The sequence below is a fragment of the Streptomyces sp. NPDC048604 genome, assembly GCF_043199435.1.
Taxonomy (GTDB): domain Bacteria; phylum Actinomycetota; class Actinomycetes; order Streptomycetales; family Streptomycetaceae; genus Streptomyces.
Map to the genome: position 1 here is coordinate 455,294 of NZ_JBICVX010000001.1, position 24,856 is coordinate 480,149.

Below are 24,856 nucleotides of genomic sequence, written 5' to 3' on the forward strand. Positions count from 1 at the left end.
GGCTGGTGGGCGCGACTTACTGTCCGGTCATCCCACCTTTTTCGGATGTCGGATCCCGGAGGTTCCGTGATGTCTGCGCACGCTCGAATACGTCTGCGTCCCGCCCTGGCTGCGGTCGCCCTGTGCTCAGTCCTGGCGGCCTGTTCGTCGGGGGCGTCCGGCTCGCCCCGTACGGCGGACAGCCCGGCGGCGGAGGAACCCGCCGCGAAGGTGACCGTGGTGAGCCCGGCGGCCGGCCGGACCGTGACCGTGACGGCGACCGGCGGGACGCTGACCGCGGTGAAGGTCGTCGACGCGAAGGGCGGGGTGCTCGCGGGCCGGATCGCGCCCGGCGGCGCGTCGTGGGTGTCGGAGCGGGTGGCGGCGCCGGGCGTCTCGTACCGCGTGGAGGCGACGGCGCGGACGGCCGGCGGGAAGGCGACGACGTCGCGGTCGACGTTCGACACGGCGGAGGCGGAGAAGGTCAACAAGCTGACCCTGGCCCCCGGCAAGAACACGACCGTCGGCGTCGGCCAGCCCCTGTCGATCGTCTTCGACGGCCCGGTGACCCGGAAGGCCGACGTGGAGCGGCAGTTGAGGGTCACCACCTCGAACGGCACGGAGGGCTCGTGGGGCTGGCTGAAGGACTGGTCCGGCAAGGACCGGGCCGACTGGCGGCCGAAGGAGTACTGGCGGCCCGGCACGAAGGTCACCCTGGAGGCGACGCTCAACGGCGTGGACTCGGGCGGTGGTTGGTTCGTCCGCGACTACAAGACAGGTTTCACCGTCGGTGAGCGGCAGATAGTGAAGGTCGACCTGGACGCGAAGAAGCTGAGGCTGGAGCGGGCCGGCAGGGTCGTCCGGACGATCCCCGTCTCCGGCGGCACCCCCGGCGGCGACAAGCGCTCCTGGCGCGGCACGGCGGTGCTGATGTCCAAGGAGGGCACGATCAACATGAACTCGGAGACGGTCGGCCTCGGCGACGCCTACGACAAGATGGTCGACTACTCGATGCGGCTGACCTGGTCCGGCATGTACGCGCACGCCGCACCGTGGAACGCGCAGTGGTTCGGCGTGGCGAACCGCAGCTCCGGCTGCATCGGCATGAGCACGGCGCAGGCGGCGTCGTTCTACGGCGAGGTCCGGGTCGGCGACCCCTTCGAGATCAAGGGCGGGGACACCAAGGGCACGGTGGCGGAGGGCAACGGCTACGGGGCGTGGAACGTGTCGTGGCCGCAGTGGAAGGCGAAGAGCGCGCTCAGCTGACCGCGCGCCGCGGGTCCTTCATCTCCCAGAGCAGGACCTCGGCGTCGTCCGTCGCCATCAGCGCCAGGTCCCGCGCGTCCGTGACGCGGGCCGCGTCGCCGGGGGCCAGTTCCTCGCCGTCGAGGCGGACGGTGCCGCGCACGACATGGACGTACACGTGGTCGGCGTCCGGCACGGCCGTCCGCTCGCCCGGCTCAAGCCGGCGGACGTGCAGCATCGCGGCGGCCTCCGGCAGGGCGTACGGGGTGGAGTCGGCGATCCCCGGCACAAGCTCGTACGCGGGCTCGCCGCCGGGGTCCAGCGGGGCGAGCCACATCTGCACGAAGGCGAGCGGCACGGCGCCATCGTTGCGCTCCACGTGCCGCACGCCGGCGGCGGAGCTGAGCCGCTGCAGGTCGCCGGCCCGGACGGTGCTCACGTGACCCGCGGAGTCGCGGTGCGTCAGCTCGCCCTCGACGACCCAGGTGACGATCTCGGTATGGCTGTGCGGGTGCTCGTCGAACCCGGCGCCGGGGGCGAGCCGCTCCTCGTTGCAGGCGAGGATCGCGCCGAAGCGGAGGTTGTCGGGGTCGTAGTGGCCCCCGAACGAGAACGCGTGCGCCGTCTCGATCCCGGCGGAGGGGTCGCCGCCGGGGTAACGCTCGCCGGCCCGCTGAATCCGAATCACGGGGCAACGGTATCCCCCGCCGCCGGAGCGGCCGGCGGCCCGCAACGGACGCCCCTGGCCACATCCCGCCCTTCCGATAAGGCACCCTTAGTCCGTGCCTGAACCCACGAACGCCGATCATCCCCACTCCGCGACCCTGAAGCGCCTGGAGCAGTCGTCGGGGCGGCTCGCCGCCCACGCGATCGCCCGCATGGACGAGACGCTGCCGTGGTACCGGGCCATGCCGCCCGAGAACCGGTCGTGGATCGGCCTGGTCGCGCAGGCCGGCATCGCCGCGTTCACCGAGTGGTTCCGGCACCCCGAGACCCCGCAGGCGATCTCCACCGACGTCTTCGGCACCGCGCCCCGCGAGCTGACCCGCGCGATCACGCTGCGCCAGACCGTCGAGATGGTCCGGACGACCATCGAGGTCATGGAGACGGCGATCGAGGAGGTCGCCGCCCCCGGTGACGAGTCCGTGCTGCGCGAAGCGCTGCTGGTGTACGCGCGGGAGATCGCGTTCGCCACGGCGCAGGTCTACGCGCAGGCCGCCGAGGCCCGTGGCGCGTGGGACGCGCGCCTGGAGTCGCTGGTCGTCAACGCGGTGCTGTCCGGCGAGGCCGACGAGGGCGCGGTGTCCCGCGCCGCCGCGCTCGGCTGGAACTCGCCGGAGCATGTGTGCGTCGTCCTCGGCACCGCCCCCGACGGCGACAGCGAGCTGACCGTGGAGGCGATCCGGCGCGCGGCCCGGCACGCCAAGCTGCAGGTCCTGACCGGTGTCCTCGGCGACCGGCTGGTCGTGATCGCCGGCGGCAGCGACAACCCGCTCGGCGTCGCCAAGGCCCTGATCGGCCCGTACGCGGCCGGTCCGGTCGTCGCCGGGCCCGTCGTACCGGACCTGCTGGCCGCGACACGCTCCGCGCAGGCCGCGGCGGCCGGTCTGAAGGCGTGCGGCGCCTGGCAGGACGCGCCGCGCCCGGTGCTCGCGGACGATCTGCTGCCGGAGCGGGCCATCGCCTCCGACCCTGCGGCGCGCGAGCAGTTGGTGGAGGAGATCTACAGACCGCTGGAAGAAGCGGGCTCGGCGCTGCTGGAAACTCTGAGTGTCTATCTGGAGCAGGCGAGCAGCCTGGAGGGCGCGGCACGGATGCTGTTCGTCCACCCGAACACCGTGCGCTACCGGCTTCGACGTGTGACCGACGTCACCGGCTGGTCACCCTCCGATGTCCGTTCCGCGTTCACGCTGCGGATCGCCCTGATCCTGGGGCGTCTGGCCGACGGCGATCCGCAGTCCTAGACTTTTGTCGGACGTCAACAATTCCCCCGACGGTTCTTCGTCCCTGTCCCCACGGGCCACCGGAACCGTCCACAAGAGAGAGTGTGAGGGTGCTCGTACTCGTCGCTCCCGGCCAAGGCGCCCAGACGCCCGGCTTCCTGACTCCCTGGCTCGAACTCCCTGGCGCGGCCGACCGCATCGCGGCCTGGTCGGACGCCATCGGGCTCGACCTCGCCCACTACGGCACCAAGGCGGACGCGGACGAGATCCGCGACACCGCGGTGGCGCAGCCGCTGCTGGTGGCGGCGGGTCTGCTGTCCGCCGAGGCGATCGGCATGCGGCCGAACGCGGTCGCCGGCCACAGCGTCGGTGAGATCACCGCGGCCGCCCTCGCGGACGTCCTCGACGACACCGCCGCGCTCGGATTCGTCCGCACCCGCGGTCTGGCGATGGCCGAGGCCGCCGCCGTCGTGGAGACGGGCATGTCGGCGCTGCTCGGCGGCGACCCTGAAGCAACGCTTCCGCACCTGGAGAAGCTGGGCCTGACGCCCGCCAACGTGAACGGCGCCGGGCAGATCGTCGCCGCGGGCACGCTGGAGCAGCTCGCGGCGCTGGAGGCGGACAAGCCCGAGGGCGTCCGCCGGGTGGTCCCGCTGAAGGTGGCCGGCGCGTTCCACACGCTGCACATGGAGCCCGCGGTGGCGAAGCTGGCCGACGCGGCCCGCGCGCTCACCGTCGCCGACCCGTCCCTGCCGTACGTCTCCAACAAGGACGGCGCTCAGGTCGCCACCGGCGCCGAGGTCGTCTCGCGCCTGGTCGGCCAGGTCGCCAACCCGGTCCGCTGGGACCTGTGCATGGAGACGTTCAAGGCGCTCGGCGTGACGGCCCTGGTCGAGGTGTGCCCGGGCGGCACCCTGACGGGTCTGGCCAAGCGCGCGCTGCCGGGCGTGGAGACCCTCGCCCTGAAGACCCCCGACGACCTCGACGCGGCCCGCACGCTGCTTTCCGAGCACACTGCCTAAGGAGCCGCCCAGCATGTCGAAGATCAAGCCCAGCAAGGGCGCCCCGTACGCCCGCATCCTCGGTGTCGGCGGCTACCGCCCGACCCGTGTGGTGCCGAACGAGGTGATCCTCGAGAAGATCGACTCGTCCGACGAGTGGATCCGCTCCCGCTCCGGCATCACCACCCGCCACTGGGCCTCCCCCGAGGAGACCGTGACCGCGATGTCGGTCGAGGCGGCGGGCAAGGCGATCGCCGACGCCGGGATCACCCCGGAGCAGATCGGCGGCGTGATCGTCTCCACCGTCTCGCACTTCAAGCAGACGCCGGCGGTGGCCACGGAGATCGCGGACAAGATCGGCGCGGTCAAGCCGGCCGCATTCGACATCTCCGCGGGCTGTGCGGGCTTCGGCTACGGGCTGACCCTGGCCAAGGGCATGATCGTCGAGGGCTCGTCGGAGTACGTGCTCGTCATCGGCGTCGAGCGGCTCAGCGACCTGACGGACCTGGAGGACCGCGCGACCGCGTTCCTCTTCGGCGACGGCGCCGGCGCCGTGGTCGTGGGCCCCGCGAACGAGCCGGGCATCGGCCCGACCGTCTGGGGCTCCGAGGGCGACAAGTCCGAGACCATCAAGCAGACCGTGCCGTGGACGGACTACCGTTCCGGTGAGGTCGAGAAGTTCCCGGCCATCACGCAGGAGGGTCAGGCGGTCTTCCGCTGGGCCGTCTTCGAGATGGCCAAGGTCGCCCAGCAGGCGCTGGACGCCGCCGGCATGTCGGTGGCGGACCTGGACGTCTTCATCCCGCACCAGGCGAACATGCGGATCATCGACTCGATGGTGAAGACGCTGAAGCTGCCGGAGCACGTCACGGTCGCCCGTGACATCGAGACCACCGGCAACACCTCGGCCGCCTCGATCCCGCTCGCTATGGAGCGGCTCCTGGCGACCGGGAAGGCGAAGAGCGGCGACACCGCGCTCGTCATCGGCTTCGGGGCGGGTCTCGTCTACGCCGCGACGGTCGTTACCCTCCCCTAGGCGCCGTCCGGTGCGAACCGGACGGAGCCGCAGCAGTCTGAACAACCTGAACAACACCCAAGGAGCGCCCAGCATGGCCCACACCCAGGAAGAGATCGTCAAGGGTCTCGCCGAGATCGTCAACGAGATCGCCGGCATCCCGACCGAGGACGTCCAGCTGGACAAGTCCTTCACCGACGACCTGGACGTCGACTCGCTGTCCATGGTCGAGGTCGTCGTCGCCGCCGAAGAGCGCTTCGACGTCAAGATCCCCGACGAGGACGTCAAGAACCTCAAGACGGTCGGCGACGCTGCCGACTACATCCTGAAGCACCAGGGCTGATTCGGCCCCTGCTGACTCGGTCAGCCACCCGGCGGTGGCGCCGTATTTCGACCATCACACACGTGGAGAAAGAATTCCTGTGAGCTCGACCAATCGCACCGTGGTCGTCACCGGTATCGGCGCAACCACACCGCTGGGTGGCGACTCGGCCTCGACCTGGGAAGGTCTGCTGGCCGGCCGCTCCGGCGTGAAGCCCCTGGAGGGCGACCGCTACGCCGAGCTGCCCGTCCGGATCGCCGCGCCCGCCGCGGTGGACCCGGAGGAGGTGCTTCCGCGCCCGCTGGCCCGCAAGCTGGACCGCTCGGCGCAGTTCGCGCTGATCGCGGCCCGCGAGGCGTGGGCCGACGCGGGCTACACCGCCCCGGCCGGCGAGGACGAGAAGATCGCTCCCGAGCGACTCGGTTCCGTCATCGCGTCCGGCATCGGCGGTGTCACGACGCTGCTCGACCAGTACGACGTGCTGAAGGAGAAGGGCGTCCGCCGCGTCTCCCCGCACACCGTGCCGATGCTCATGCCGAACGGCCCGTCCGCGAACGTCGGCCTGGAGGTGAACGCCCGGGCGGGCGTGCACACCCCGGTGTCCGCCTGCGCGTCCGGCGCCGAGGCGATCGGCTACGCCGTCGAGATGATCCGTACCGGCCGGGCCGACGTGGTCGTGGCCGGCGGCACCGAGGCGGCGATCCACCCGCTGCCGATCGCGGCCTTCGCCAACATGATGGCGATGTCCAAGAACAACGACGCGCCGACGAAGGCCTCCCGTCCGTACGACACCGGCCGTGACGGCTTCGTGCTCGGCGAGGGCGCGGGCGTCGTGATCCTCGAGTCCGAGGAGCACGCCAAGGCCCGCGGCGCGCGGATCTACTGCGAGGTGCTGGGGCAGGGCCTGTCGGCCGACAGCCACCACATCGCGCAGCCCGAGCCGACCGGCCGGGGCATCGCCTCCGCGATGCAGAACCTGCTGGACTCGACGGACCTCAAGCCGTCCGAGGTCGTCCACCTCAACGCGCACGCCACGTCGACGCCGCAGGGCGACGTCGCCGAGATCAAGGCGCTGCGCAAGGTCCTGGGCGACGACCTGGACCACGTCGCGATCTCCGCGACGAAGTCCATGACCGGCCACCTCCTCGGCGGCGCGGGCGGCATCGAGACCGTCGCGACGGTCCTGGCCCTCCACCACCGCACGGCCCCGCCGACGATCAACATCGACGAGCTGGACGAGGCGGTCGAGGCCGACATCGTCCGCGACGAGCCGCGCGAACTCCCGCAGGGCACGATCGCCGCGATCAACAACTCGTTCGGCTTCGGCGGCCACAACGTGGTGCTGGCGTTCCGGACGGTGTGACCGCGCGGTCCTCTGTGACGCCATGTAGGCCCCCCGGCTCCTGCCGGGGGGCCTTCGGCGTGCTGCGCTGGGGGGAGGGTCAGACGACCTGGTGGAGCCAGCGGACCGGGGCGCCCTCGCCGGCGTAGCGGAAGGGCTCCAGTTCGTCGTCCCAGGGCTTGCCGAGCAGTTTGGCGATCTCCGCCTCGAGTTCGGACTCTCCGCGCGTGGACCGCGCGAGCGCCGCCCGCAGCCGGTCCTCGGGGACGAGGATGTCGCCGTGCAGTCCGGTGACGGCGTGGAAGATGCCGAGGTCGGGGGTGGCGCTGTAGCGCTCGCCCTCGGCGGTCGGGCAGGGCTCGGCGGTGACCTCGAAGCGGAGCATCTGCCAGCCGCGGAGCGCGGAGGCGAGCTTGGCCGCCGTGCCGGTCTCGCCCTGCCAGGAGAACTCGGCTCTCCACGTCCCGGGGGCCGCGGGCTGGCGGATCCAGTCGAGCTGGACCCTCGCACCGAGGACGCCCGCCACCGCCCATTCGACGTGCGGGCACAGCGCGCGCGGTGCGGAGTGCACGTACAGAACTCCACGTGTCGTCACCGGGACCTCCAGTGTGGGACGAGGTTCGCCTTTTCCCAGCGGCCTCAGTAAACAGCATCGGGAGTAAAACGTCACAAACCCCTGAAAAAGGGACAGCATGTGACGTGATGTAATTTACCGGAGCCGGTAGGCAGAGACGCCTCTGGTTCGACGGGGGAAAAACTACCGTGCCGCACCCTCCTTGGGGTGACGTACGGTCGGTCCTGGTGCGGGTGGACACCAAGCTTTCACTCGCCAGGACGCGACGGAGGGGACCGAAAGATGCGCGCGGGGCGACGATTCCACAGGACTGTCGCCGGAGGGGTGGCCGCGCTGCTGTGCGCGGCGACGCTCTCCGGCTGCGGACCGGACGACGGCACGGCGGCCGCCGCCCGCCCCTCCCCGAAGCCCTCCCCCACGCCCGTCTGGGACCGCAGCCCCGCGTCGATCGCGGCCGTCGGCGACTCCATCACCCGAGGCTTCGACGCCTGCCAGATCCTCGCGGACTGCCCCGAGGTCTCCTGGTCCACCGGCACGGACGCCTCCGTCGACAGCCTCGCGCTGCGGCTGCTCGGCCCGACCGGCACGGCCGCCCGCAGCTGGAACCTCGCCCGCAGCGGTGCGCGGATGGCCGAACTGCCGGAGCAGATGGCCCGGGCGGCGGCCGAACGTCCGGAGCTGGTGACGGTGATGGCGGGCGCCAACGACGCCTGCCGGGAGCGCCCCGAGCAGATGACCCCGGTCGCCGACTTCCGGGCCTCGTTCGCCGCCGCGCTGGCCCGGCTGCGGGCCGGTGCGCCGAAGGCGCAGGTGTACGTGTCGAGCGTGCCGGACCTGAAGCGGCTGTGGTCCACCGGCCGGACGAACCCGATGAGCCGTCAGATATGGAAGCTGGGCATCTGCGGCTCGATGCTCTCCGGCGCCGAGGACACCGGTGCCGCCGCGGAGGCGCGCCGGAACCGGGTGCGGGAGCGGGTGGTGGCGTACAACGAGGTGCTGCGCGAGGTCTGCGCGACGGACGCCCGCTGCCGGTACGACGGCGGGGCGGTGTTCGGCTACCCGTTCGGCGACGAGCAGCTCAGCCCCTGGGACTTCTTCCACCCCAGCAAGGACGGCCAGGCGCGGCTCGCCGAGCTGGCGTACCGGCAGGTCACACGGGCGTAGGCCCCGGGGCGGCGTCAGGTTCCGCCCCGGGGCCGGTCCGGTGGGCACGGCGCGGGGCGGTCAGAGCTCCAGCGTCACGGCGAGCCGTTCGTCGGTGAGCGAGTGCGCGGCGACGACCCGGTACGCGCCGGGCACGAACACCCAGCCGCCCTTCTCCTCGTCCCAGATCTCGAAGGCCCGCCGGGGCAGGGCGAGTTCGACGTCCACGGACTGTCCCGCGGCGGCCTCGACGCTCGCGAAGGCGGCCAGCCAGCGCGCCGGGCGCTCGTGGGTGTCGAGGACGGGGGCGAGGTAGAGCTGGACGGTCTCGCGGCCGGTGCGGCTCCCGGTGTTGGTGATCCGGACGCCGGCCCGCTCCGGGCCGGCGTCCAGGGAGTCGTACGACCAGGTGGTGTAGCCGAGGCCGTGACCGAAGGGGTACGCGGGGACGGCGCCGGCCCGGTCCCAGGCCCGGTAGCCGATGAACACGCCCTCGTCGTAGGAGAGTTCGCCGTCGGTCGGGGTGACCCGGGTCACCGGCGCGTCGGCGAGGGCGGCCGGCCAGGTGGTGGGCAGCCGGCCGCCGGGCTCCTCGGCGCCGGTGAGGACGTCGGCGAGCGCCGCGCCGCCCTCCTGGCCGGGGAACCAGGCCAGCAGCACCGCGGCGACGTCGTCGCGCCACGGAAGCTCCACCGGGGAGCCGGCGTTGACCACGACGACCGTGTTCGGGTTGGCCGCGGCGACGGCGCGCACGAGGTCGTCCTGGCGGCCGGGCAGGGCCAGACCGGTGCGGTCGAAGCCCTCGGACTCGACGCGCTCGGTGGTGGCGACGACCACGACGGCGGTGTCGGCGGCGCGGGCCGCCTCGGCCGCTTCGGCGATCAGTTCGTCGGGGTCCCGGCGCGGACCGAGGTGGACGAAGGAGAACATGACCGCGGGGAGCGGGGCGGCGAACTCCTTGGCGAGGGTGTGCAGCAGCGACACCTCGACGGTCTCACCGGCGGTGAGCTCGACCGTGCCGCGCTCGACGGGCGAGCCGAAGAACGCCTCGAACGGGTCGGTCTCCGGTCCCATGTGCTGCACGCCGTCGAACAGGGTCCGCCCGGCGACGGCGAGCCGGTACGCGCCGAGGCCGCGGGTGCCGAAGGCGTGGGCGCCGCTCTCGCGCGGGGTGAACGTGCCGACGACCTCGATGGAGGCGAGCGCCTCGTGGGTGACGCCGGCGGGCAGGTCGTCGCCGATCCACTGCACCTGGCCGCTCGGCAGCGTGCCCTCGCCGAGCACGTTCCCGGCGGCGTCGCGGCAGACGGCGCGCAGGGTGAACCCCTGCCCCGCGGGGGTCAGTTCGTCGCTGGGGTCGGCGCCGACGAAGTACGTCAGGGAGCCCTCGGGCAGGGCCGCGGCGAGCCCGTCGAGCGGGGAGACCACATGGTCGGGGAAGACCTGCGCGGAGCCGCCGCCGAGGACGCGGGCGTCGCGGGCGGCCGCGCCCGACAGGGCGACGGTCGTGCCGGAGGCGAGCGGCAGGGCGGGCTTGCCGTCCGCGTCGCTCTCGTTGCGGACGAGGACGAAGCCGCGGCGGGCGAGCTCGCGGGCCAGCGCGTCGCCGTCGATGCCGGCGGGCGGCTCGGCGACGACCGGCGGCGCGCCTTCGAGGGCGCCGACGCGGGCGGCGAGCCGCAGGACGTTGCGTACGGCCGCGTCGACGGCGGACTCCGCGACCTCGCCGGCCCGCACGGCGGCGGCCAGCGCCTCCCCGTACACGGTCTGCGGGCCGGGCATGGCGATGTCGAGGCCGCCCTCGATGTCGCCGACGGTGGAGCGGGCCGCCATCCAGTCGGAGACGTTGACCCCGTCGAAGCCCCACTCGCCGCGCAGGACCTCGTTCACGAGGTACCGGTGCTCGGTCATCGTGGTGCCGTTGACCTGGTTGTAGGCGGTCATGATGCCCCAGGGGCAGGCGTTCTCGACGATCGCCTCGAAGGGGGCGAGGTACAGCTCGCGCAGCGGGCGCGGGGCGATCCTGTTGTCGACGGTGAAGCGGTCGGTCTCGGCGTCGTTGGCGACGAAGTGCTTCACGGTGGTGCCGACGCCGCCCTCCTGGACGCCCCGGACGTAGCCGGTGGCGACGGCGCCGGTGAGGTACGGGTCCTCGCTGTACGCCTCGAAGTGCCGGCCGCCGAGCGGCGAGCGGTGCAGGTTCACGGTGGGCGCGAGGAGTACGTGAACGCCCTTGCGCCGGGCCTCCTGGGCGAGCAGCCGGCCCGCCCGGCGGGCCAGCTCCGGGTCCCAGGCGGCGGCGAGGGCGGTCGGCGAGGGGAGCGCGACGGACGGGTCGTCGGCGGTCCAGCGGACGCCGCGGACGCCGATCGGGCCGTCCGACATGACCAGGGAGCCGAGGCCGATCTCGGGCAGGGCCGGCAGCGACCACATGTCCCGGCCGGCGAGCAGCCGCGTCCTGGCGTCCAGGTCGAGCCTGCTCAGCGCCGCCTCGACAGCCGCCTCTCTCCGGGCGTCGTCGTCCCGTGCGGTCTCCGCCATGGCCGTACCTCCTCGTTGACGTGTCGGTGGCCGCCATGGTGCACCCGCCTACCGGTAGATCGGTAGGTTACGTGATTGATTCGTTATCTCATGGTGGCGTGGATGGCGTACCTTCCTGTGCGACGAAGCACATCGGGAACACCGGCGAGAGGAGGCCACGGCGATGGCGCGGGCCAGGAGCGAGGAGCGGCGCGGGGACATCGTGCGTGCCGCCCTGGAAGTGATCGCCGAGCGCGGCTACCGGGGCGCGACGCTCGGCTCGGTGGCCGAGCGGGTGGGCCTCACCCAGCAGGGGCTGCTGCACTACTTCCCGACGAAGGAGGCGCTGCTCGTCGCGGTGCTCCAGGAGCGCGACCGCTGGGACACCAGCGGCGGCCGCGACCGCGAGAACTGGCGGCTCGACCTGATCGAGTCGCTGGTCGAGTACAACGCGATGCGGCCGGGCATCGTGCAGACCTTCTCCGCGCTGCTCGGCGAGAGCGTGACGGACGGTCATCCGGCGCGCGAGTTCTTCACCGAGCGGTACGCGCAGGTGCGGGAGAACATGGCGCAGGTGCTGCGGCTGGAGTTCGGCGAGCGCCTCGCCGGCGGCCTGACCCCCGAACAGGCCGCGCCGCTGCTGACGGCGGTGATGGACGGGCTGCAGTACCAGTGGCTGCTCGACCCGGCCTCGGTGGACATGCCGGCGGCGTTCCGCGACTTCGTACGGCTGCTGACGGGCGGCGACGCGACCGGGAGATGATGGGCCCATGATCGTCGCAGCAGCCCAGTTCGCCCCGGTCCCCGGGGACATCGAGGCCAACGTCCGTACCGTCGCCGAGCTGGTGCGGGCGGCCGGGGCCGACGGCGCCCGGCTCGTGGTCCTCGCCGAGCTCGCCCTCACCGGATACGAGCCCAGCCTGATCCACGCCGACCCGGCACTGGCCCTGACCGAGGACGACCTCCGGCTCGAACCGATACGGGAGGCGTGCCGCGCGGCCGGTGCGGCGGCGGTGGTCAACGGGCCGGTGCGGACCGGGGACGGGGAGCGGCCCGGGGTCACCACGCTGGTGTTCGGGCCGGACGGCGCCCTGCTCGCCCGGTACGACAAGCAGCACCTGTACGGCTACGAGCGCGAGGTCTTCACGGCCGGCGACCGGGACGGCCGCTTCGCACTGGACGGCGTCCGGTTCGCCCTCGCCACCTGTTACGACAACCGCTTCCCCGAACTCGCCGAGCGGGCCGCCTCGGACGGCTGCCGGGTGTACCTGGCGAGCTCGGTGCTGGACACGGAGAACGACTCGTTCGAGGCGGTCTACCCGGCGCGCGCCCGGGACTTCGGGCTGTACGTGGTGCTCGGCAACACCCTCGGGACCAACGAGGCGGGCGCGTGCGAGGGCCGCAGCGGCGTCTGGGGCCCGGACGGCGAGCGGCTCGCCGACGCGGGCACGAAGCAGGGGTACGCGACGGCGGAACTGCCCGTGGGCGGGGACGCGTAGGGCTCAGGACGCGGAGGACTCAGGAGGCGTACGGGTCAGGACGCGTACGGGTTGCCGGGGACCGGCCGCTGATTCGGGGCGGCGGTCCCGGCCGGCTCGGCGGCCGGCTCCTGCCCGGGCGTCCCGGTCTCCGGTCCCGGGCCCGACAGCTCGCGGGCCAGCAGCGTCGCGCCGGCCACCGCGCCGGGCATCAGGAGCACCGCGACGAACGGCACCAGGAAGGCCAGGACCAGCGGCACGCCGAAGCCGAGGGCGGCCCTGCGCCGGGCGCGCAGCATCGGCAGCCGTTCCTTGAGCTCGATGCCGCGCCGCTGCAGCGCGACGCTCGTCAGTTCCTGCGCGAGGAAGAAACCCGAGACGCAGAAGCCGATCACCGGCACGACCGTCTGTCCGAGCACCGGGATGAAACCGCAGACGAACAGGAGCACGCCGAAACAGGCCACCCGCAGCAGCATCTTGAGGCTGTCCCGGGCGGAGATCCACAGCTCGCGCCAGAGCGGCAGCTTGGACTGCGGGACCGGGCCGCCCTCGCTGCGTTCGACCGCCTCGGAGAGCGACTCGTAGAACGGCTGGCCGACCAGCAGGGTGACGGCGGTGAAGGTGATCACCGCGAGGAACAGCCCGAAGCCGAAGACCAGCCCGGTCAGGAGGCCGCGGAGGAGGCCCTGCCAGGGCGAGGTCCAGTCGTCGGCGAAGGGCGTGGCCCAGGCCGTCAGGTCGTCGGCCCCGTAACCGAGCCCGACGAGGGCGCCGACGTACAGGAGCAGCGTGACGAGTCCGGGGAGCAGCCCGAAGCCGAACCACCGTCCGTGCCGGAGCACCCACTTCTGGCCGTTCAGCAGGTGACCGAAACCCACCCCGAATTCGCGCATGGGTTCACCCTAAAGGGCGCTCGGAGCGAACGACTCCACGGCCTTGTCGAAGTGGGCGCGGGTCTCCCCGGCGCGGGCGGCGGGACCGGAGACCCAGACGTCGTACAGCCATCCGTTCTCCTCCCAGCACAGGTCGTAGGTGTGCCGGGCGCCCTCGCCCGCGTCGAAGCCGTCCCAGGTGAACTGCCAGAGGACGGCGCTCAGGCCGTGGTGCGTGGTGGGGGTGATCGCGTTGTCGCGGAACCCCGGGTTGTTCTTCGGCCCGGCGGCGTCGGCGGCCCGCATCGACGCCTCCGCCCCGCCGGGCGGGATCGCGCCGGTCTTCACGCCGACCCGGAAGGTCCCGTCGGGCGTGATGTAGAAGGTCCGTACGCCCTGCTCGGAGCGCTCGGCGGCAGCGGGCACGATCAGGCTGAAGCCGCGCTCGTCGACGACCCGCTTGTACCCGGGCGGCACGGCCGTCGATCCGGGGGCGGGCGTGTTGCTCCGCGTGGCGACGGCGGTAGTGGGCGCGGGGGCGGTCACCTGCGCCGTGGCGGTGGCGGTGGTCGTCGCGGTCGCGGCTCCCTTCCCGACCGGGTCGGTACCGGTCCACCGGTCGCCGAGCAGCAGCACCGCGGTGATCGCGCCGGCGCAGGCGGCGACGGCGCCCGCCGCCACGAGGGCCGCCCGCGCGCCCTTGCGGCCGTCCCGCGCATCGGTGCTGTTGGCCGGGGGCGGCGGCGTCGGCGGGGCGACGGCCCGCTGGGTCGGCGTGTACGAGGCCCCGGCCTGCGGCGACGGCTCCGGTGCCGTCCCGGCCGCGACGGCGGCGAGCAGCCGGCGCGCCTCCTCGGCGCCGAGGCGCCGCTGCGGGTCGCGCTCCAGGAGGCCGCTCACCACGGGCAGCAGCGGACCGAGCTTCGGCGACGGCCGGATCTCCTCGAACACGACGGCGTGCAGCACCGCGGCGATGGAGTCCCGGCGGAACGGCGACTCGCCGGCCACCGCCGCGCACAGCAGCACGCCGAGCGACCACAGGTCGGCGGCCGGGTCGGCGGCGGCGCCCTGCATCCGCTCGGGCGCGGTGTACTCGGGGGTGCCGACGAACGCGCCGGTGCCGCTGATGGTGGTCGCCGTGCCGGGGAGGCTGGCGATGCCGAAGTCGGTCAGGACCACGCGTCCGGTGCCGGCCTCGACCAGCACGTTCGCCGGTTTCACGTCGCGGTGCAGCACGCCGTGGGCGTGCGCGGCGCACAGCGCGTCGAGCAGCGCGAGCCCCGCGCGGGCGGCCTCCTCGGGGGACATCGTCCCGCCGGGCCGGGCGAGGCGTTCGGCCAGCGAGCCGCCGTCGACCAGCTCCATCACGATGGCGGGCCGGCCCTCGTGCTCGACGACGTCGTGCACCACGACCACGTGCGGGTGCCTGATCCGGGCGACGGCGCGCGCCTCACGGAGCGCCCGCGCCGGGTCGGCGTCCCCGTCGAGCGTCAGCTCCTTGACGGCGACCGGCCGGCCGAGCAGTTCGTCGGTGGCCCGCCGGACCACGCCCATGCCGCCCCGGCCGAGCGACTCGCCCAGGCGGTATCGCCCGCCGATGACCTTGCCTTCGCCGCCCACCGGCCACTGCTGCTCCGACACCGCTCCCCCGTCCCCCGCAAGATGACGGCCATGATGCCGCAGCGGAACGAAGGGCCGCACCCCGGTCGGTCGGGGTACGGCCCTTCGGGCGTACGGAGCGCGCGCACGGTGACTCGGAACGAGCCCGTGCGCGGCGCTCGGACGGTGGGCTCAGACCGCGAGCTCGACCGTGATGTTGCCGCGGGTCGCCTTGGAGTACGGGCAGACCTGGTGGGCCTTCTCGATCAGGCTCTTCGCGGTCTCGGCGTCCACGTTCGGGATGGTCGCGGAGATCTTGACGATGATGCCGAAGCCGTCGTCGTTCTTGCCGATGCCGACCTCGGCGGTGACCGTCGAGCCCGAGACGTCGGCGTTCTCGTTGCGGGCGACCACACCGAGGGCGCCCTGGAAGCAGGCGCTGTAGCCGGCGGCGAAGAGCTGCTCGGGGTTGGTGCCGGCGCCGGAGCCGCCCATGGCCTTGGGCGGGTTGACGACGACGTCGAGCGTGCCGTCGTCGGTGGCCACCCGGCCGTCGCGCCCGTTCTCGGCGGTGGCGACGGCGGTGTACAGGACGTCGGACTGCGTGATGGACATGCTGTGTTCCCTTTTTCGTTCGCCGCGACTCGCGCCCACGATCGCGACGGCTGAGGGAAGACTAGCGGGTCACCGAGACGATCATCTTTCCGGTGTTCTCGCCGCGGAGCAGGCCGAGGAACGCCTCGACGCCGTTCTCGATGCCCTCGACCGAGGTCTCGCGGTACTTCAGCTCGCCGGAGCGCAGCCAGCCGCCGACCTCCTGGACGAACTGCGGCTGCAGGCCGTAGTGGTCTCCGACGAGGACGCCCTCGAGCCGCAGGCGCTTGCCGATGATCATGGCCATGTTGCGCGGGCCGGGGACCGGCTCGGTGTCGTTGTACTGCGCGATCATGCCGCAGATGGTGGCGCGGCCGTGCACGTTGAGCGCGGAGATCGCGGCCTCGAGGTGCTCGCCGCCGACGTTGTCGAAGTAGACGTCGATGCCGTCCGGGGCGGCCTCGCGGAGCTGGTCCTTGACCGGGCCGTTCCGGTAGTTGAAGGCGGCGTCGAAGCCGAGCTCCTCGACCAGGTACTTCACCTTCTCGTCGGAGCCGGCCGAGCCGATGACCCGGGAGGCGCCCTTCAGCTTCGCCATCTGGCCGACCTGCATGCCGACGGCGCCGGCCGCGCCGGAGACGAAGACCGCGTCGCCCTCCTTGAAGGAGGCGGTCTCGAAGAGGCCGGCGTAGGCGGTCAGGCCGGTCATGCCGAGGACGCCGAGGTAGGCGGAGAGCGGGGCGAGGTCCGGGTCGACCTTGGTGGCGTGCTGGGCGGGCACGTCGGCGTACTCGCGCCAGCCGAGGCCGTGCAGCACGTGGTCTCCGACCGCGAAGCCCTCGGCGTCGGAGGCGATGACCTCGCCGACCGCGCCGCCGTCCATGGGGTGGTCCAGCTTGAACGGCGGGATGTACGACTTCACGTCGTTCATGCGGCCGCGCATGTACGGGTCGACGGAGAAGTGCAGGTTGCGGACCAGGATCCGGCCCTCGGCGGGAGCGGTGACGGGGACCTCGCGCAGCGCGAAGTCCGCCGGGGTCGGCCACCCGTGCGGACGGGCGACGAGGTGCCACTCACGGCTGGTTGCGGGAAGGACGGACATGGGCGGAGCCTCCTGGAAAAGTTTCAGGTACTGAAACAACCATGCTCCTGAATATTTAAGAATGTCAAGTATCTGGGTACGATGAGGCCCATGACCAGCTCACACCCGACCCCGCCCATCGATCCGCTGACCCTCGAAGTCGTCGAGCTCATCGGGACCGTCGTGGCCCGCTACTACGAGGAGTACGAGCAGGCCGCCGCACAGCACGCCCTGACCGGCGCGCAGGCGCGGGTGCTCGGGCTGATCTCGCTGGAGCCGGTGCCGATGCGGAAGATCGCCCGCACGCTCAAGTGCGAGCCGTCGAACATCACCGGGATCGTCGACCGCCTGGAGACGCGCGGGCTCGTGGAGCGCCGCCCCGACCCGGCCGACCGGCGGGTGAAACTGGCCTCGGCCACGGACGAGGGCCGGCGGACGGCGAAGGCGCTGCGCGGGTCGCTGGACTTCGCGCGCGAGCCGCTGGGCCGCCTCAGCGAGTCGGAGCGGACCCTGCTGCGGGACCTGCTGAAGCGGATGCTGGGCGAGGACGTCGCACTGTAGGGCCGATCCGGGCCCCGGGGGCCCCGGCCTACACGCACCACCACAGGAACGGGGTGCAGCTCGGGGACGGGGTCGGGGCCGGCGGGGACGCGGCCGGCGGCTTGCCGTCGGTCGGGGTCTGCTGCGGCGAGCCGGACGCGGAGGGCCCGGGCCGGGGAGTGCCGGACGGCGCCGCCGTGGCGGACGAGGAGGGACTGGGCCGCTGGGTGGGCCGCCCCGCGTCGCGCGAGACACCGTCGCCCTCGCCCGTGCCCGTACCGGCACCCCGGCCGGCGCCCTTCGCCGTGCCGTCGCCGTCGCCGTCGGAGGAGCGCGGGGCCCCGGATGTGGCGGAGACCGGGACGTCCACGGGCGAGGGGTCCTCCTGAGGCCGGCTCGGCGCGGTCGACGGCTCGGCGGGGAGCTCCGTCTCGAGGACGTCCTCCTGCTCCACGGCGGTCGCGTTACCGCCCTCGTCGGAGCGCTCGATCATCTGCACCAGGCCGATGCCGCCGGCCGCGAGGACCAGGCCGATCCCGCCGGCCAGGGCGGCACGGCCGCGGTGCCGTCCGCGGGCCCGGCGGCCCGAACCGCCGGCCGCGCGGCGCGAGCGCGCCCGGCGGGCCGCGGCCCGGCCGGCCGGCGCCTCGGAGCGGTCCGCGGCGGGCGGCTCCAGGGTGTCGAGTTCATGGACGTGCTCCCCGACCGCGAGCGGATCGTCGTCGGCGGGAGCGGGGGCAGGGGCGGGCGCCGGGACTCCTGCGGCGTACCCCGGCCAGGACTGAGCCGCCTGCGGCTGCAGCGGCGCGGGCTGCGGCTGCGGCGGCAGGAAGACCGGCCCGGGCGCGGGCGCGGTCGCCTGGGGGGCGTAGTACCGCAGCTCCTCGAACGGGGTCCCGCACCCGGCACAGGCGAGGGCCCCGTTGAGGTGCCGTCGGCACTGATGGCAATAGTCCATGGGGCCCGCAGGCTAATCGGCCGTCTGATCGCACAGATAGCCGAAAGAGTGAAGGTCCTGTGTGGAAAGCCCAGGCCACCGGCGCGCCGTCGTGTATCTCCCCCTTCGGGCAGGATGACCTGCATGACCCGCACCGAGCAGGCCGCCCCTTTCGGACCGCGCTCCTTCCAACTGGTGCTGTTGCGCCGGATGGCCGACCACCAGCCGGGGCTCGTGGAGGACGCACTGCGCGAACTCGGTGCGACGCGTGGCGAGATGCGCGAGGCGAACCGCGTCTGGCAGGCCTGGGCCCATACCCGCCCGTCACCCGCCGCCGCCCTGCCTGACGCGCTTCGCGCGGCCCCTTTCATTCGGAGCGGCCCCGGCGAGCTGCACCGCTACCGGCAGGCGCTCGGCGAGCCGGCCGCCCGCGCCGCCGTCCCCCGGTTCGGCCCCGGGGCGGAGGTCCTCCAGTGGGACCTGCCGCTCTGGCCGGAGCTGCGCTGGGAGGTCCTGGCGGGCCGGGCGGGCCCGAAGAGCCCGCCGCAGGTGTGGGGCAGCGGCCTGACCCGTACCCCCGGCGTCCCCTCCCCCGAGCTGCGCACCGCCGCCGACCTGCGGCCCTGGGGCTGCACCTTCGGGGAGGTGCGGCGGGCGTTCCCGGACGCGGCGCCGCGCGAGGGCGACGCGCCGACCCGGTCGCGGCTCGACTTCACCGGACCGCAGGACGGGGTCGTGTACACGGCGGAGTTCACCTGGGGGCTGTTCCAGCGGCTGCTGTGACGGACGCGCCCTCGCCAACGCCCTCGCCCTCGCCCGTCGTGTCCGCTTTCCGGACACGCGTACCGGCGGAGTACCCGTACTGACCCTCCGTCAGCCCCCTCCACCCCCGACCGGCGGCTCTCAACGCGCGCCGGGGCCGTCGCGGTCGCACGATGCCAACAGCACCACCACTCGCACACTCGCGCACGCGCTCGCCGCACTCGTGCCAGCACCGCACTCCGGAGGGTCGGTCATGTCCGTCAGTCTCGATCAGTTGCGCCGTTGCCATGTGGCCGTCGACCTGGGAGCCGCCAGGACCCGGGTCTTCGTCAAGGGCGCCGGGCTCGTCGTCGACGAGCCCAGCGTCGCCGCCGTGAACACCAGGACCGGAGCGCTGATCGCCGTCGGCGCGCTGGCCGAGAAGATGACCGGGCGGACGCCCGACTACATCCGGGTGATGCGCCCGGTGTCCGGCGGCACGGTCGTCGACATCGAGATGGCGCAGCGGATGCTGCGTCATCTGCTGGGCGAGAAGCTCCGCCGCCAGCTGCGCCGCAAGCCGCGGCTGCGGGCCGCGGCCTGCACCCCGCACGAGGCCGACCCGCTGGCGCAGCGCGCCACCGTCGAGACCCTCGTCGGGCTCGGCGCGCGCCGGGTCGAGCTGGTCGACACGCTGATCGCGGCGGCCGTGGGCTGCGGCCTGCCGGTGGAGCAGCCCACCGCGACCATGATCATGGTGTGCGGGGCGGCGACGACACAGGTGGCCGTGCTCTCGCTGGGCTCGATCGTCACGGCCGAGCGCATCCCGGTCGGCGGCGACGCGATCGACCACGCGGTCATCCAGCACCTGCGCCACCAGCACGAACTGATGCTGCCCAGCCAGTCGGTGCGCCCGCTCCAGCTCGCCCTGAGCGGCAACGGACTGACCCTGCAGGGCCCGACGTCCACCGAGATCCACGGCCGGGACGTGGCGACCGGGCTCGCCCGCTCGGTGCAGGTCGACACCGCGGCCGTACGGGACGCCATCCACACGCCGCTGACGGCGGTGCTCGACGGCATCGGCAAGATCCTGCGGGACTGCCCGCCGGACCTGGTGGCCGACCTCGCCGACCGCGGGATCATGATGGTCGGCGGCTCCGCGCTGCTGCCGGGCCTGGACCAGATGCTCCGCGACGCCACCGGAATGCCGGTCCACATCGCCGAACGCCCGGACGTCTGCGCCATCCTGGGCCTCGGCTCGATGCTGGAGGGCCGGATCCAGCCGACGGTCCTCGACCCGCTCTCCGAAGCCGAGTGACCCCGGGGCGGCGCGAACCGGAGCTCGGCCTGCGGGCCGCGCTCCAGCACCTCGTGGACACCGCCGCCGGGCTCACGGATGCCCGGTACGCCGCGCTCGGGGTCGTCGACCCCGAGCGCGGTGTGCTCACCGGGCTGGTCACCGCCGGGCTCTCCGACGCCGAACGGGAGCGGATCGGCGCGCTGCCGGACGCCCGGGCCGGGCTGATCGGCGCGCTGATCCGGGACCAGCCGCCGGGCCCGGACGACCCCGCCGCCGGCCCCCGCCCCCTCGGCGTCCCGCCGCACCGCCCGGAGGCGCGCTCGTTCCTCGGCGTCCCGGTCCGGGTCCACACCGAGGTGTTCGGGAACCTGTACCTCGCCGGGAAGCGCGAGGGGACCTTCACCGACCGGGACCTCGCCCTGCTGCGGGTGCTCGCCTCGCAGGCCGGTATCGCGATCGGCAACGCCCGGCTGCACGAGACCGCCCGGCAGCGGGAGCGCTGGATCGAGGGCGCGGCGGCGGTGACCACGGCGCTGCTCGCCGGCGAGCCCGCCGAGGACGCGCTCACCGTCGTGGCCGAGCGGGCGCGGGCGCTCGCCGACGCCTCCGCCGGGGTGGTGCTGCAGCCCACCGCCGAGGGCGGCATGGCGATCGTCGCCGCGTCGACGGTGGACGACCCCGGGGATCTGATCGGCACCACGATCCGGCCCGGCTCCCCGGTCCTGGAGCAACTGCTCGGCGGGGAACCCGTGTTCGTCGAGGACTCGGCGACCGATGCGCGGATGACCACGCATGTGCGGACCCGGTTCGGGCCCTCGATGATGCTGCCGCTGCAGAGCGGCGGGAAGCTGATCGGCACCCTGGCCCTCCCCCGCCGCCGCGGCGGCCGCCCGTACACCGGCGTGGACCGGCTGCTCGCCGCGCAGTTCGCCTCGCAGGCGGCGCTGGCGCTGGTGCTCGCGGACGCGCAGCACAACCGGGAGCGGCTCGCGGTCTACGAGGACCGCGACCGGATCGCCCGTGACCTGCACGATCTCGTCGTCCAGCGGCTGTTCGCGACGGAGATGATGCTGGAGTCGACGCGACGGCGGGCCGAGGAGGCCGCGGAGGAGCCGGTGGAGGAGGGCGTGCTGCTCGGGCGGGCGGTGGACGAACTGGACTCCACGATCCAGGAGGTCCGCACCGCGATCTTCGCGCTGCAGCAGCCGCCGGCGGAGTCGCCCGCGTCGTTCCGGGGGCGGGTGCTGCGGGAGACGGCGGGTGCGGCGACGCTGCTGGGCTTCCAGCCGTCGGTGCATTTCGCCGGGCCGGTGGACACGCTGGTCACCGAGCCGGTCGCGGACCGGCTGCTCGCCGCGCTGCGCACCGCGCTCGCGGCGGCGCACCGCCGCCCCGAGGTCACGGCGATCGAGGTCGTGGTCTCGGCCCCGGCGCGGCCGCCGGAGGGCACGCCGCCGGTCCGGCTGCGGGTGACCGAGACGGGGGCAGAAGCGGGGGCGGAGACCCGTGTCACGACATGGCCGTGAGGGTGAGGAACGTCGCAGTACGCCCGCCGCGCCGTCCGGGCAGAATTCCTCTCGGCATCCCTCCCCCAAGCTCTCGGCTTCGCTCGAGCAGGGGGGGACCCCCACGCGAGGAGGACGACCCTTGAGCGCGCTCTTCCCGGCCCTGGCGGCCGGTTCCGACAGCCGGGGCCGACCCGCCCTGCGCTTCGGCGCCGACGCCCTGACCTACGCCGAACTGGCCGCCGCCGCAGGCGCCGTGGCCGCCCGGATCCGGGACACGGACCGGGTCGCCGTCTGGGCCACGCCCACGGCCTCGACCGCGGTCGCCGTGGTGGGCGCGCTGCTGGCCGGCGTCCCGGCCGTCCCGCTCAACCCCCGCGTCGGGGAAGGCGAGCTGTCGCACATCCTCGGCGACAGCGCCCCGGCCCTCGTCCTCGCCGGCCCGGACGAGCAACTGCCCGCCGGGCTCGCGGGCGTGGAGCGGGTGGACGTGGACGTACGGGCCCGGGGCGCGGCGGTGGACGAACCCGCCGACGCCGAGACCCCGGCGCTCGTCGTCTACACCTCCGGCACCACCGGCCCGCCCAAGGGCGTGGTGCTCTCGCGGCGGGCCGTCGCCGCGTCCCTCGACGCGCTCGCGGAGGCGTGGGCGTGGACGGGCGAGGACGTCCTGGTCCACGCGCTGCCGCTGTTCCATGTGCACGGACTGATCCTGGGCGTCCTCGGGCCGCTGCGCCGCGGCGGCGCGGTGCGGCACCTCGGGTCGTTCTCGACGGCGGGCGTGGCGCGCGAACTCGGGTACGGCGGCGGCACGATGCTGTTCGGCGTGCCCACCATGTACCACCGCGTCGCGGACGCGCTGGACGACGATCCGGCGCTGGTCCGGGCGCTCTCCGCGGCCCGGCTGCTGGTGTCCGGCTCGGCGGCGCTGCCGGTGCACGACCACGAGCGGATCACGGCGGCGACGGGGCGTCAGGTGGTCGAGCGGTACGGGATGACGGAGACGCTCATGCTGTGCAGCGTCCGCCCGGAGGCGGGTCCGCGGCCGGGGTCGGTCGGGCCGCCGCTCGGCGGGGTGGACCTGCGGCTCGTGGAGGACGACGGCACGGTCCTGGACGCGGACGACGGGGAGACGGTCGGCGAGATCCAGGTGCGCGGGCCGAACCTGTTCACCGAGTACCTGAACCGGCCGGACGCGACGGCCGCGGCGTACGACGGGACCTGGTTCCGCACCGGCGACATGGCGGTCCGGGACGCGGACGGTTCGGTGCGGATCGTGGGCCGGCGGGCGACGGACCTCATCAAGAGCGGCGGCTACAAGATCGGCGCGGGCGAGATCGAGAACGCGCTCCTGGACCACCCCGGGGTCCGCGAGGCCGCGGTGACCGGTGAGCCGGACCCGGACCTGGGCGAACGGATCGTCGCGTGGATAGTGCCGGCGGACGCGGGGAAGCCCCCGGCCCAGGAGGAGCTGGCGGCCCATGTCGCGGCCCTCCTGGCCCCGCACAAACGGCCCCGTTCGGTCCGCTACCTGGAGACCCTGCCCCGCAACGACATGGGCAAGGTCCTGAAGAAGGCGCTCGGCCGTGGCTGATCGCCCGTCCGCGCGCGCGGTGATCGCCCTGGTGACGGACGACTTCGAACAGGCCGCGGCGGCCGAAGCCGCAGGGGAGGACTGGACTCCCGAGGAGGAGACGGCGGCGGAACGGCCGGCGGCCGGGGAGGACTGGACGCCGGAGGAGGACTGGACGCCTGAGGAGGACCCGGCCGTACGGCCGCGGGGGCCGGTGAACGGGCCTCTGGAGTGGGCCGGTTACGGCGCCGCGCGGGACGGGGCGGCACGGCGCACGGGCGAGGACGAGTCGGTGCTGTGGGGCACGGCGACGGTCGGCGGGCGGCGGTGTGTGCTGCTGGCCTTCGAGTTCGGCTTCCTCGGCGGCTCGCTGGGGCGCGCCGCGGGCGACCGGCTGGTCGCCGCGTACCGCTCGGCGGCGGAGCGCCGGCTGCCCCTGGTGTCGCTGGTCGCGACGGGCGGGAGCCGGATGCAGGAGGGCATGGTGGCCCTGGCGCAGCTGCAGCGGGTGGCCGCGGCGACGGTCCGGCTCCGCGAGGCCGGCGTCGCCCACGTGGCGGTGCTGCGCGACCCGTCCACCGGCGGCGGCTGGGCCACGCTGGGCGCGGGGGCCGATGTGACCCTCGCCCTCCCGGGCGCCCAGGTCGCCTTCGCGGGCTCCCGCGTCCGCCCGCGCGACGCCGACCCGTCGGCGTACACGGCGGAGGACCAGCACGCCCACGGCCACGTGGACGCCGTGGTCCCGGCGGACCGGCTCCGCGCGTCCCTGTCCCTGTGGCTCCGCCTGCTGAGCCCGGAGACGGACGGCCCCGAGACGGCGACACCGGCGACCGAGCCGCCTGCCGGGCGCTCCCTGCCCGCTCCCCCGCCCCACGCCCTCGGTGACGTGCGGAGCGCGCCCGGCAGCGGGTGGGAGGCCGTGATGCGGGCGCGGGACGGGCGGCGGGCTCGGGCCGGGGCGTATCTCGACGCGTACTTCGAGGTGCGGGCGGCCGTGTCCGGGGACCGGGCCGGCGGGGTGGACCCCGGCGTGGAGTGCGGGTTCGGGGTGCACGACGGGCGGGTCGTGGCGTACGCGGCGCAGGGCGGGACCGCCACCCGGCCCGCCGGGTTCCGGACGGCCGCCCGGCTGATCCGACTGGCCGACCGGCTCGGCGTGCCGGTGCTGACCCTCGTCGACACCCCCGGCGCCGCCAACGACGCCGAGGCGGAGCGGGCGGGCGCGGGCCCCGCCATCGCGGAGGCGTTCGCGGCCCTCGCCGCGGCGCGGGTCCCGGTCACCACCCTGCTGATCGGCGAGGGCGGCTCCGGCGGCGCGCTCGCCCTGGCCGCGCCGGGCAACACGTGGGCCACCCCGGACAGCTACTTCTCCGTCATCGCGCCCGAACTCGCCGTCGCCATCCTCAAGCGGTCGCCGAAGCAGGTCCCGGCGACGGCGGACCAACTCCGACTGCGCCCCCAGGACCTGGTGGAGCTGGGGCTCGCGCGGGGGATCGTCGGACAGCCGGAAGCCCCCTCGGTGTGAGGGGGCTTCCGGTGGCTCTCGAGACGA

At 73.9% G+C, this 24,856-nt stretch carries 23 protein-coding genes; 15 read left to right on the forward strand and 8 right to left on the reverse strand.

Going from position 1 to position 24,856, the window contains the following annotated elements; all coding sequences use genetic code 11:
• The first annotated feature begins 69 nt into the window (after nt 1-69).
• The gene (locus tag ACGFMM_RS02245; RefSeq protein WP_393642290.1) at nt 70-1,245 is read left to right on the forward strand and encodes an Ig-like domain-containing protein; all 1,176 of its coding nucleotides are present in this window, start codon (nt 70-72) and stop codon (nt 1,243-1,245) included.
• Here the strand turns inward: ACGFMM_RS02245 and ACGFMM_RS02250 are convergent.
• A complete protein-coding gene (locus ACGFMM_RS02250) occupies nt 1,238-1,912 on the reverse strand; it encodes a pirin family protein (protein ID WP_393642292.1) in 675 nt (224 codons plus the stop codon). The genes ACGFMM_RS02245 and ACGFMM_RS02250 overlap by 8 nt on opposite strands.
• Before the next feature lie 94 nt (nt 1,913-2,006).
• Here ACGFMM_RS02250 and fasR point away from each other — a divergent pair, with 94 nt between their 5' ends.
• The 5 genes from fasR to fabF all read left to right on the forward strand — a co-directional run bounded on the left by fasR (nt 2,007) and on the right by fabF (nt 6,868).
• Entirely contained in the window at nt 2,007-3,188 is a 1,182-nt protein-coding gene (gene fasR / locus ACGFMM_RS02255) for a fatty acid biosynthesis transcriptional regulator FasR (RefSeq protein WP_393642294.1), read from the forward strand.
• A gap of 89 nt (nt 3,189-3,277) precedes the next feature.
• Entirely contained in the window at nt 3,278-4,189 is a 912-nt protein-coding gene (locus ACGFMM_RS02260; protein ID WP_393642296.1) for an ACP S-malonyltransferase, read from the forward strand.
• 13 nt (nt 4,190-4,202) lie between these two features.
• On the forward strand, nt 4,203-5,204 hold the full coding sequence (locus tag ACGFMM_RS02265; RefSeq protein ID WP_393642297.1) for a ketoacyl-ACP synthase III: 1,002 nt from the start codon (nt 4,203-4,205) through the stop codon (nt 5,202-5,204).
• A gap of 73 nt (nt 5,205-5,277) precedes the next feature.
• Entirely contained in the window at nt 5,278-5,526 is a 249-nt protein-coding gene (locus ACGFMM_RS02270) for an acyl carrier protein (protein WP_393642298.1), read from the forward strand.
• A gap of 79 nt (nt 5,527-5,605) precedes the next feature.
• On the forward strand, nt 5,606-6,868 hold the full coding sequence (gene fabF / locus ACGFMM_RS02275; protein WP_393642300.1) for a beta-ketoacyl-ACP synthase II: 1,263 nt from the start codon (nt 5,606-5,608) through the stop codon (nt 6,866-6,868).
• Between the two features lie 79 nt (nt 6,869-6,947).
• On the opposite strand, the gene ACGFMM_RS02280 is transcribed toward fabF, so the two are convergent.
• Entirely contained in the window at nt 6,948-7,442 is a 495-nt protein-coding gene (locus ACGFMM_RS02280) for a DUF3145 domain-containing protein (protein ID WP_393642301.1), read from the reverse strand.
• A gap of 261 nt (nt 7,443-7,703) precedes the next feature.
• Here ACGFMM_RS02280 and ACGFMM_RS02285 point away from each other — a divergent pair, with 261 nt between their 5' ends.
• Nucleotides 7,704-8,585 (forward strand): SGNH/GDSL hydrolase family protein, encoded by an 882-nt coding sequence (locus ACGFMM_RS02285; protein ID WP_393642303.1) that lies wholly within the window; start codon nt 7,704-7,706, stop codon nt 8,583-8,585.
• 60 nt (nt 8,586-8,645) lie between these two features.
• On the opposite strand, the gene ACGFMM_RS02290 is transcribed toward ACGFMM_RS02285, so the two are convergent.
• Nucleotides 8,646-11,105: a glycoside hydrolase family 3 protein gene (locus ACGFMM_RS02290; protein ID WP_393642304.1), complete on the reverse strand. Its 2,460-nt coding sequence runs from the start codon at nt 11,103-11,105 to the stop codon at nt 8,646-8,648.
• Between the two features lie 163 nt (nt 11,106-11,268).
• Here ACGFMM_RS02290 and ACGFMM_RS02295 point away from each other — a divergent pair, with 163 nt between their 5' ends.
• Together ACGFMM_RS02295 and ACGFMM_RS02300 are read left to right on the forward strand one after the other, a co-directional pair.
• On the forward strand, nt 11,269-11,847 hold the full coding sequence (locus tag ACGFMM_RS02295; protein ID WP_393642306.1) for a TetR/AcrR family transcriptional regulator: 579 nt from the start codon (nt 11,269-11,271) through the stop codon (nt 11,845-11,847).
• Between the two features lie 7 nt (nt 11,848-11,854).
• Nucleotides 11,855-12,583, forward strand: a complete 729-nt coding sequence (locus ACGFMM_RS02300) for a carbon-nitrogen hydrolase family protein (protein WP_393642307.1) — start codon at nt 11,855-11,857, stop codon at nt 12,581-12,583.
• 35 nt (nt 12,584-12,618) lie between these two features.
• Here the strand turns inward: ACGFMM_RS02300 and ACGFMM_RS02305 are convergent, their stop codons facing one another.
• The 4 genes from ACGFMM_RS02305 to ACGFMM_RS02320 form a co-directional block, all read right to left on the reverse strand.
• A complete protein-coding gene (locus ACGFMM_RS02305) occupies nt 12,619-13,455 on the reverse strand; it encodes an EI24 domain-containing protein (protein ID WP_393642308.1) in 837 nt (278 codons plus the stop codon).
• A gap of 9 nt (nt 13,456-13,464) precedes the next feature.
• A complete protein-coding gene (locus tag ACGFMM_RS02310) occupies nt 13,465-15,075 on the reverse strand; it encodes a serine/threonine-protein kinase (protein ID WP_393642309.1) in 1,611 nt (536 codons plus the stop codon).
• Between the two features lie 150 nt (nt 15,076-15,225).
• Nucleotides 15,226-15,648 carry an organic hydroperoxide resistance protein gene (locus ACGFMM_RS02315; protein WP_393642311.1) on the reverse strand — a complete coding sequence of 141 codons (423 nt, stop codon included), beginning with the start codon at nt 15,646-15,648 and terminating at the stop codon, nt 15,226-15,228.
• A gap of 61 nt (nt 15,649-15,709) precedes the next feature.
• Nucleotides 15,710-16,729: an NADP-dependent oxidoreductase gene (locus tag ACGFMM_RS02320; RefSeq protein ID WP_393642313.1), complete on the reverse strand. Its 1,020-nt coding sequence runs from the start codon at nt 16,727-16,729 to the stop codon at nt 15,710-15,712.
• A 90-nt stretch (nt 16,730-16,819) separates the two neighbouring features.
• On the opposite strand from ACGFMM_RS02320, the gene ACGFMM_RS02325 reads away from it, so the two are divergent.
• The gene (locus ACGFMM_RS02325) at nt 16,820-17,269 is read left to right on the forward strand and encodes a MarR family winged helix-turn-helix transcriptional regulator (protein ID WP_393642315.1); all 450 of its coding nucleotides are present in this window, start codon (nt 16,820-16,822) and stop codon (nt 17,267-17,269) included.
• A 28-nt stretch (nt 17,270-17,297) separates the two neighbouring features.
• Here the strand turns inward: ACGFMM_RS02325 and ACGFMM_RS02330 are convergent, their stop codons facing one another.
• Nucleotides 17,298-18,206, reverse strand: coding sequence for a hypothetical protein (locus ACGFMM_RS02330; RefSeq protein ID WP_393642316.1), 909 nt, complete (start codon nt 18,204-18,206; stop codon nt 17,298-17,300).
• A gap of 123 nt (nt 18,207-18,329) precedes the next feature.
• On the opposite strand from ACGFMM_RS02330, the gene ACGFMM_RS02335 reads away from it, so the two are divergent.
• From ACGFMM_RS02335 to ACGFMM_RS02355, 5 genes are all read left to right on the forward strand, one after another.
• Nucleotides 18,330-18,968: a hypothetical protein gene (locus tag ACGFMM_RS02335; protein WP_393642318.1), complete on the forward strand. Its 639-nt coding sequence runs from the start codon at nt 18,330-18,332 to the stop codon at nt 18,966-18,968.
• A 232-nt stretch (nt 18,969-19,200) separates the two neighbouring features.
• Nucleotides 19,201-20,244, forward strand: coding sequence for a rod shape-determining protein (locus ACGFMM_RS02340; RefSeq protein ID WP_393642320.1), 1,044 nt, complete (start codon nt 19,201-19,203; stop codon nt 20,242-20,244).
• Nucleotides 20,241-21,752, forward strand: coding sequence for a GAF domain-containing protein (locus ACGFMM_RS02345; RefSeq protein ID WP_393642322.1), 1,512 nt, complete (start codon nt 20,241-20,243; stop codon nt 21,750-21,752). The genes ACGFMM_RS02340 and ACGFMM_RS02345 overlap by 4 nt, the downstream gene beginning before the upstream one ends.
• A 121-nt stretch (nt 21,753-21,873) precedes the next feature.
• Entirely contained in the window at nt 21,874-23,325 is a 1,452-nt protein-coding gene (locus ACGFMM_RS02350) for an acyl-CoA synthetase (RefSeq protein WP_393642323.1), read from the forward strand.
• Nucleotides 23,318-24,829 carry a carboxyl transferase domain-containing protein gene (locus ACGFMM_RS02355; protein WP_393642324.1) on the forward strand — a complete coding sequence of 504 codons (1,512 nt, stop codon included), beginning with the start codon at nt 23,318-23,320 and terminating at the stop codon, nt 24,827-24,829. The genes ACGFMM_RS02350 and ACGFMM_RS02355 overlap by 8 nt, the downstream gene beginning before the upstream one ends.
• Nucleotides 24,830-24,856 lie beyond the last annotated feature (27 nt).

Excerpts from the sequence above, each read along its gene's own strand:
- ACGFMM_RS02320 (WP_393642313.1), bottom strand. The coding sequence starts at position 16,729 with ATGTCCGTCCTTCCCGCAACCAGCCGTGAGTGGCACCTCGTCGCCCGT.
- ACGFMM_RS02325 (WP_393642315.1), top strand. The coding sequence starts at position 16,820 with ATGACCAGCTCACACCCGACCCCGCCCATCGATCCGCTGACCCTCGAA.
- ACGFMM_RS02305 (WP_393642308.1), bottom strand. The coding sequence starts at position 13,455 with ATGCGCGAATTCGGGGTGGGTTTCGGTCACCTGCTGAACGGCCAGAAG.
- ACGFMM_RS02300 (WP_393642307.1), top strand. The coding sequence starts at position 11,855 with ATGATCGTCGCAGCAGCCCAGTTCGCCCCGGTCCCCGGGGACATCGAG.
- ACGFMM_RS02270 (WP_393642298.1), top strand. The coding sequence starts at position 5,278 with ATGGCCCACACCCAGGAAGAGATCGTCAAGGGTCTCGCCGAGATCGTC.
- ACGFMM_RS02335 (WP_393642318.1), top strand. The coding sequence starts at position 18,330 with ATGACCCGCACCGAGCAGGCCGCCCCTTTCGGACCGCGCTCCTTCCAA.
- ACGFMM_RS02285 (WP_393642303.1), top strand. The coding sequence starts at position 7,704 with ATGCGCGCGGGGCGACGATTCCACAGGACTGTCGCCGGAGGGGTGGCC.
- ACGFMM_RS02330 (WP_393642316.1), bottom strand. The coding sequence starts at position 18,206 with ATGGACTATTGCCATCAGTGCCGACGGCACCTCAACGGGGCCCTCGCC.
- ACGFMM_RS02245 (WP_393642290.1), top strand. The coding sequence starts at position 70 with ATGTCTGCGCACGCTCGAATACGTCTGCGTCCCGCCCTGGCTGCGGTC.
- ACGFMM_RS02290 (WP_393642304.1), bottom strand. The coding sequence starts at position 11,105 with ATGGCGGAGACCGCACGGGACGACGACGCCCGGAGAGAGGCGGCTGTC.
- ACGFMM_RS02295 (WP_393642306.1), top strand. The coding sequence starts at position 11,269 with ATGGCGCGGGCCAGGAGCGAGGAGCGGCGCGGGGACATCGTGCGTGCC.
- ACGFMM_RS02340 (WP_393642320.1), top strand. The coding sequence starts at position 19,201 with ATGTCCGTCAGTCTCGATCAGTTGCGCCGTTGCCATGTGGCCGTCGAC.
- ACGFMM_RS02315 (WP_393642311.1), bottom strand. The coding sequence starts at position 15,648 with ATGTCCATCACGCAGTCCGACGTCCTGTACACCGCCGTCGCCACCGCC.
- ACGFMM_RS02265 (WP_393642297.1), top strand. The coding sequence starts at position 4,203 with ATGTCGAAGATCAAGCCCAGCAAGGGCGCCCCGTACGCCCGCATCCTC.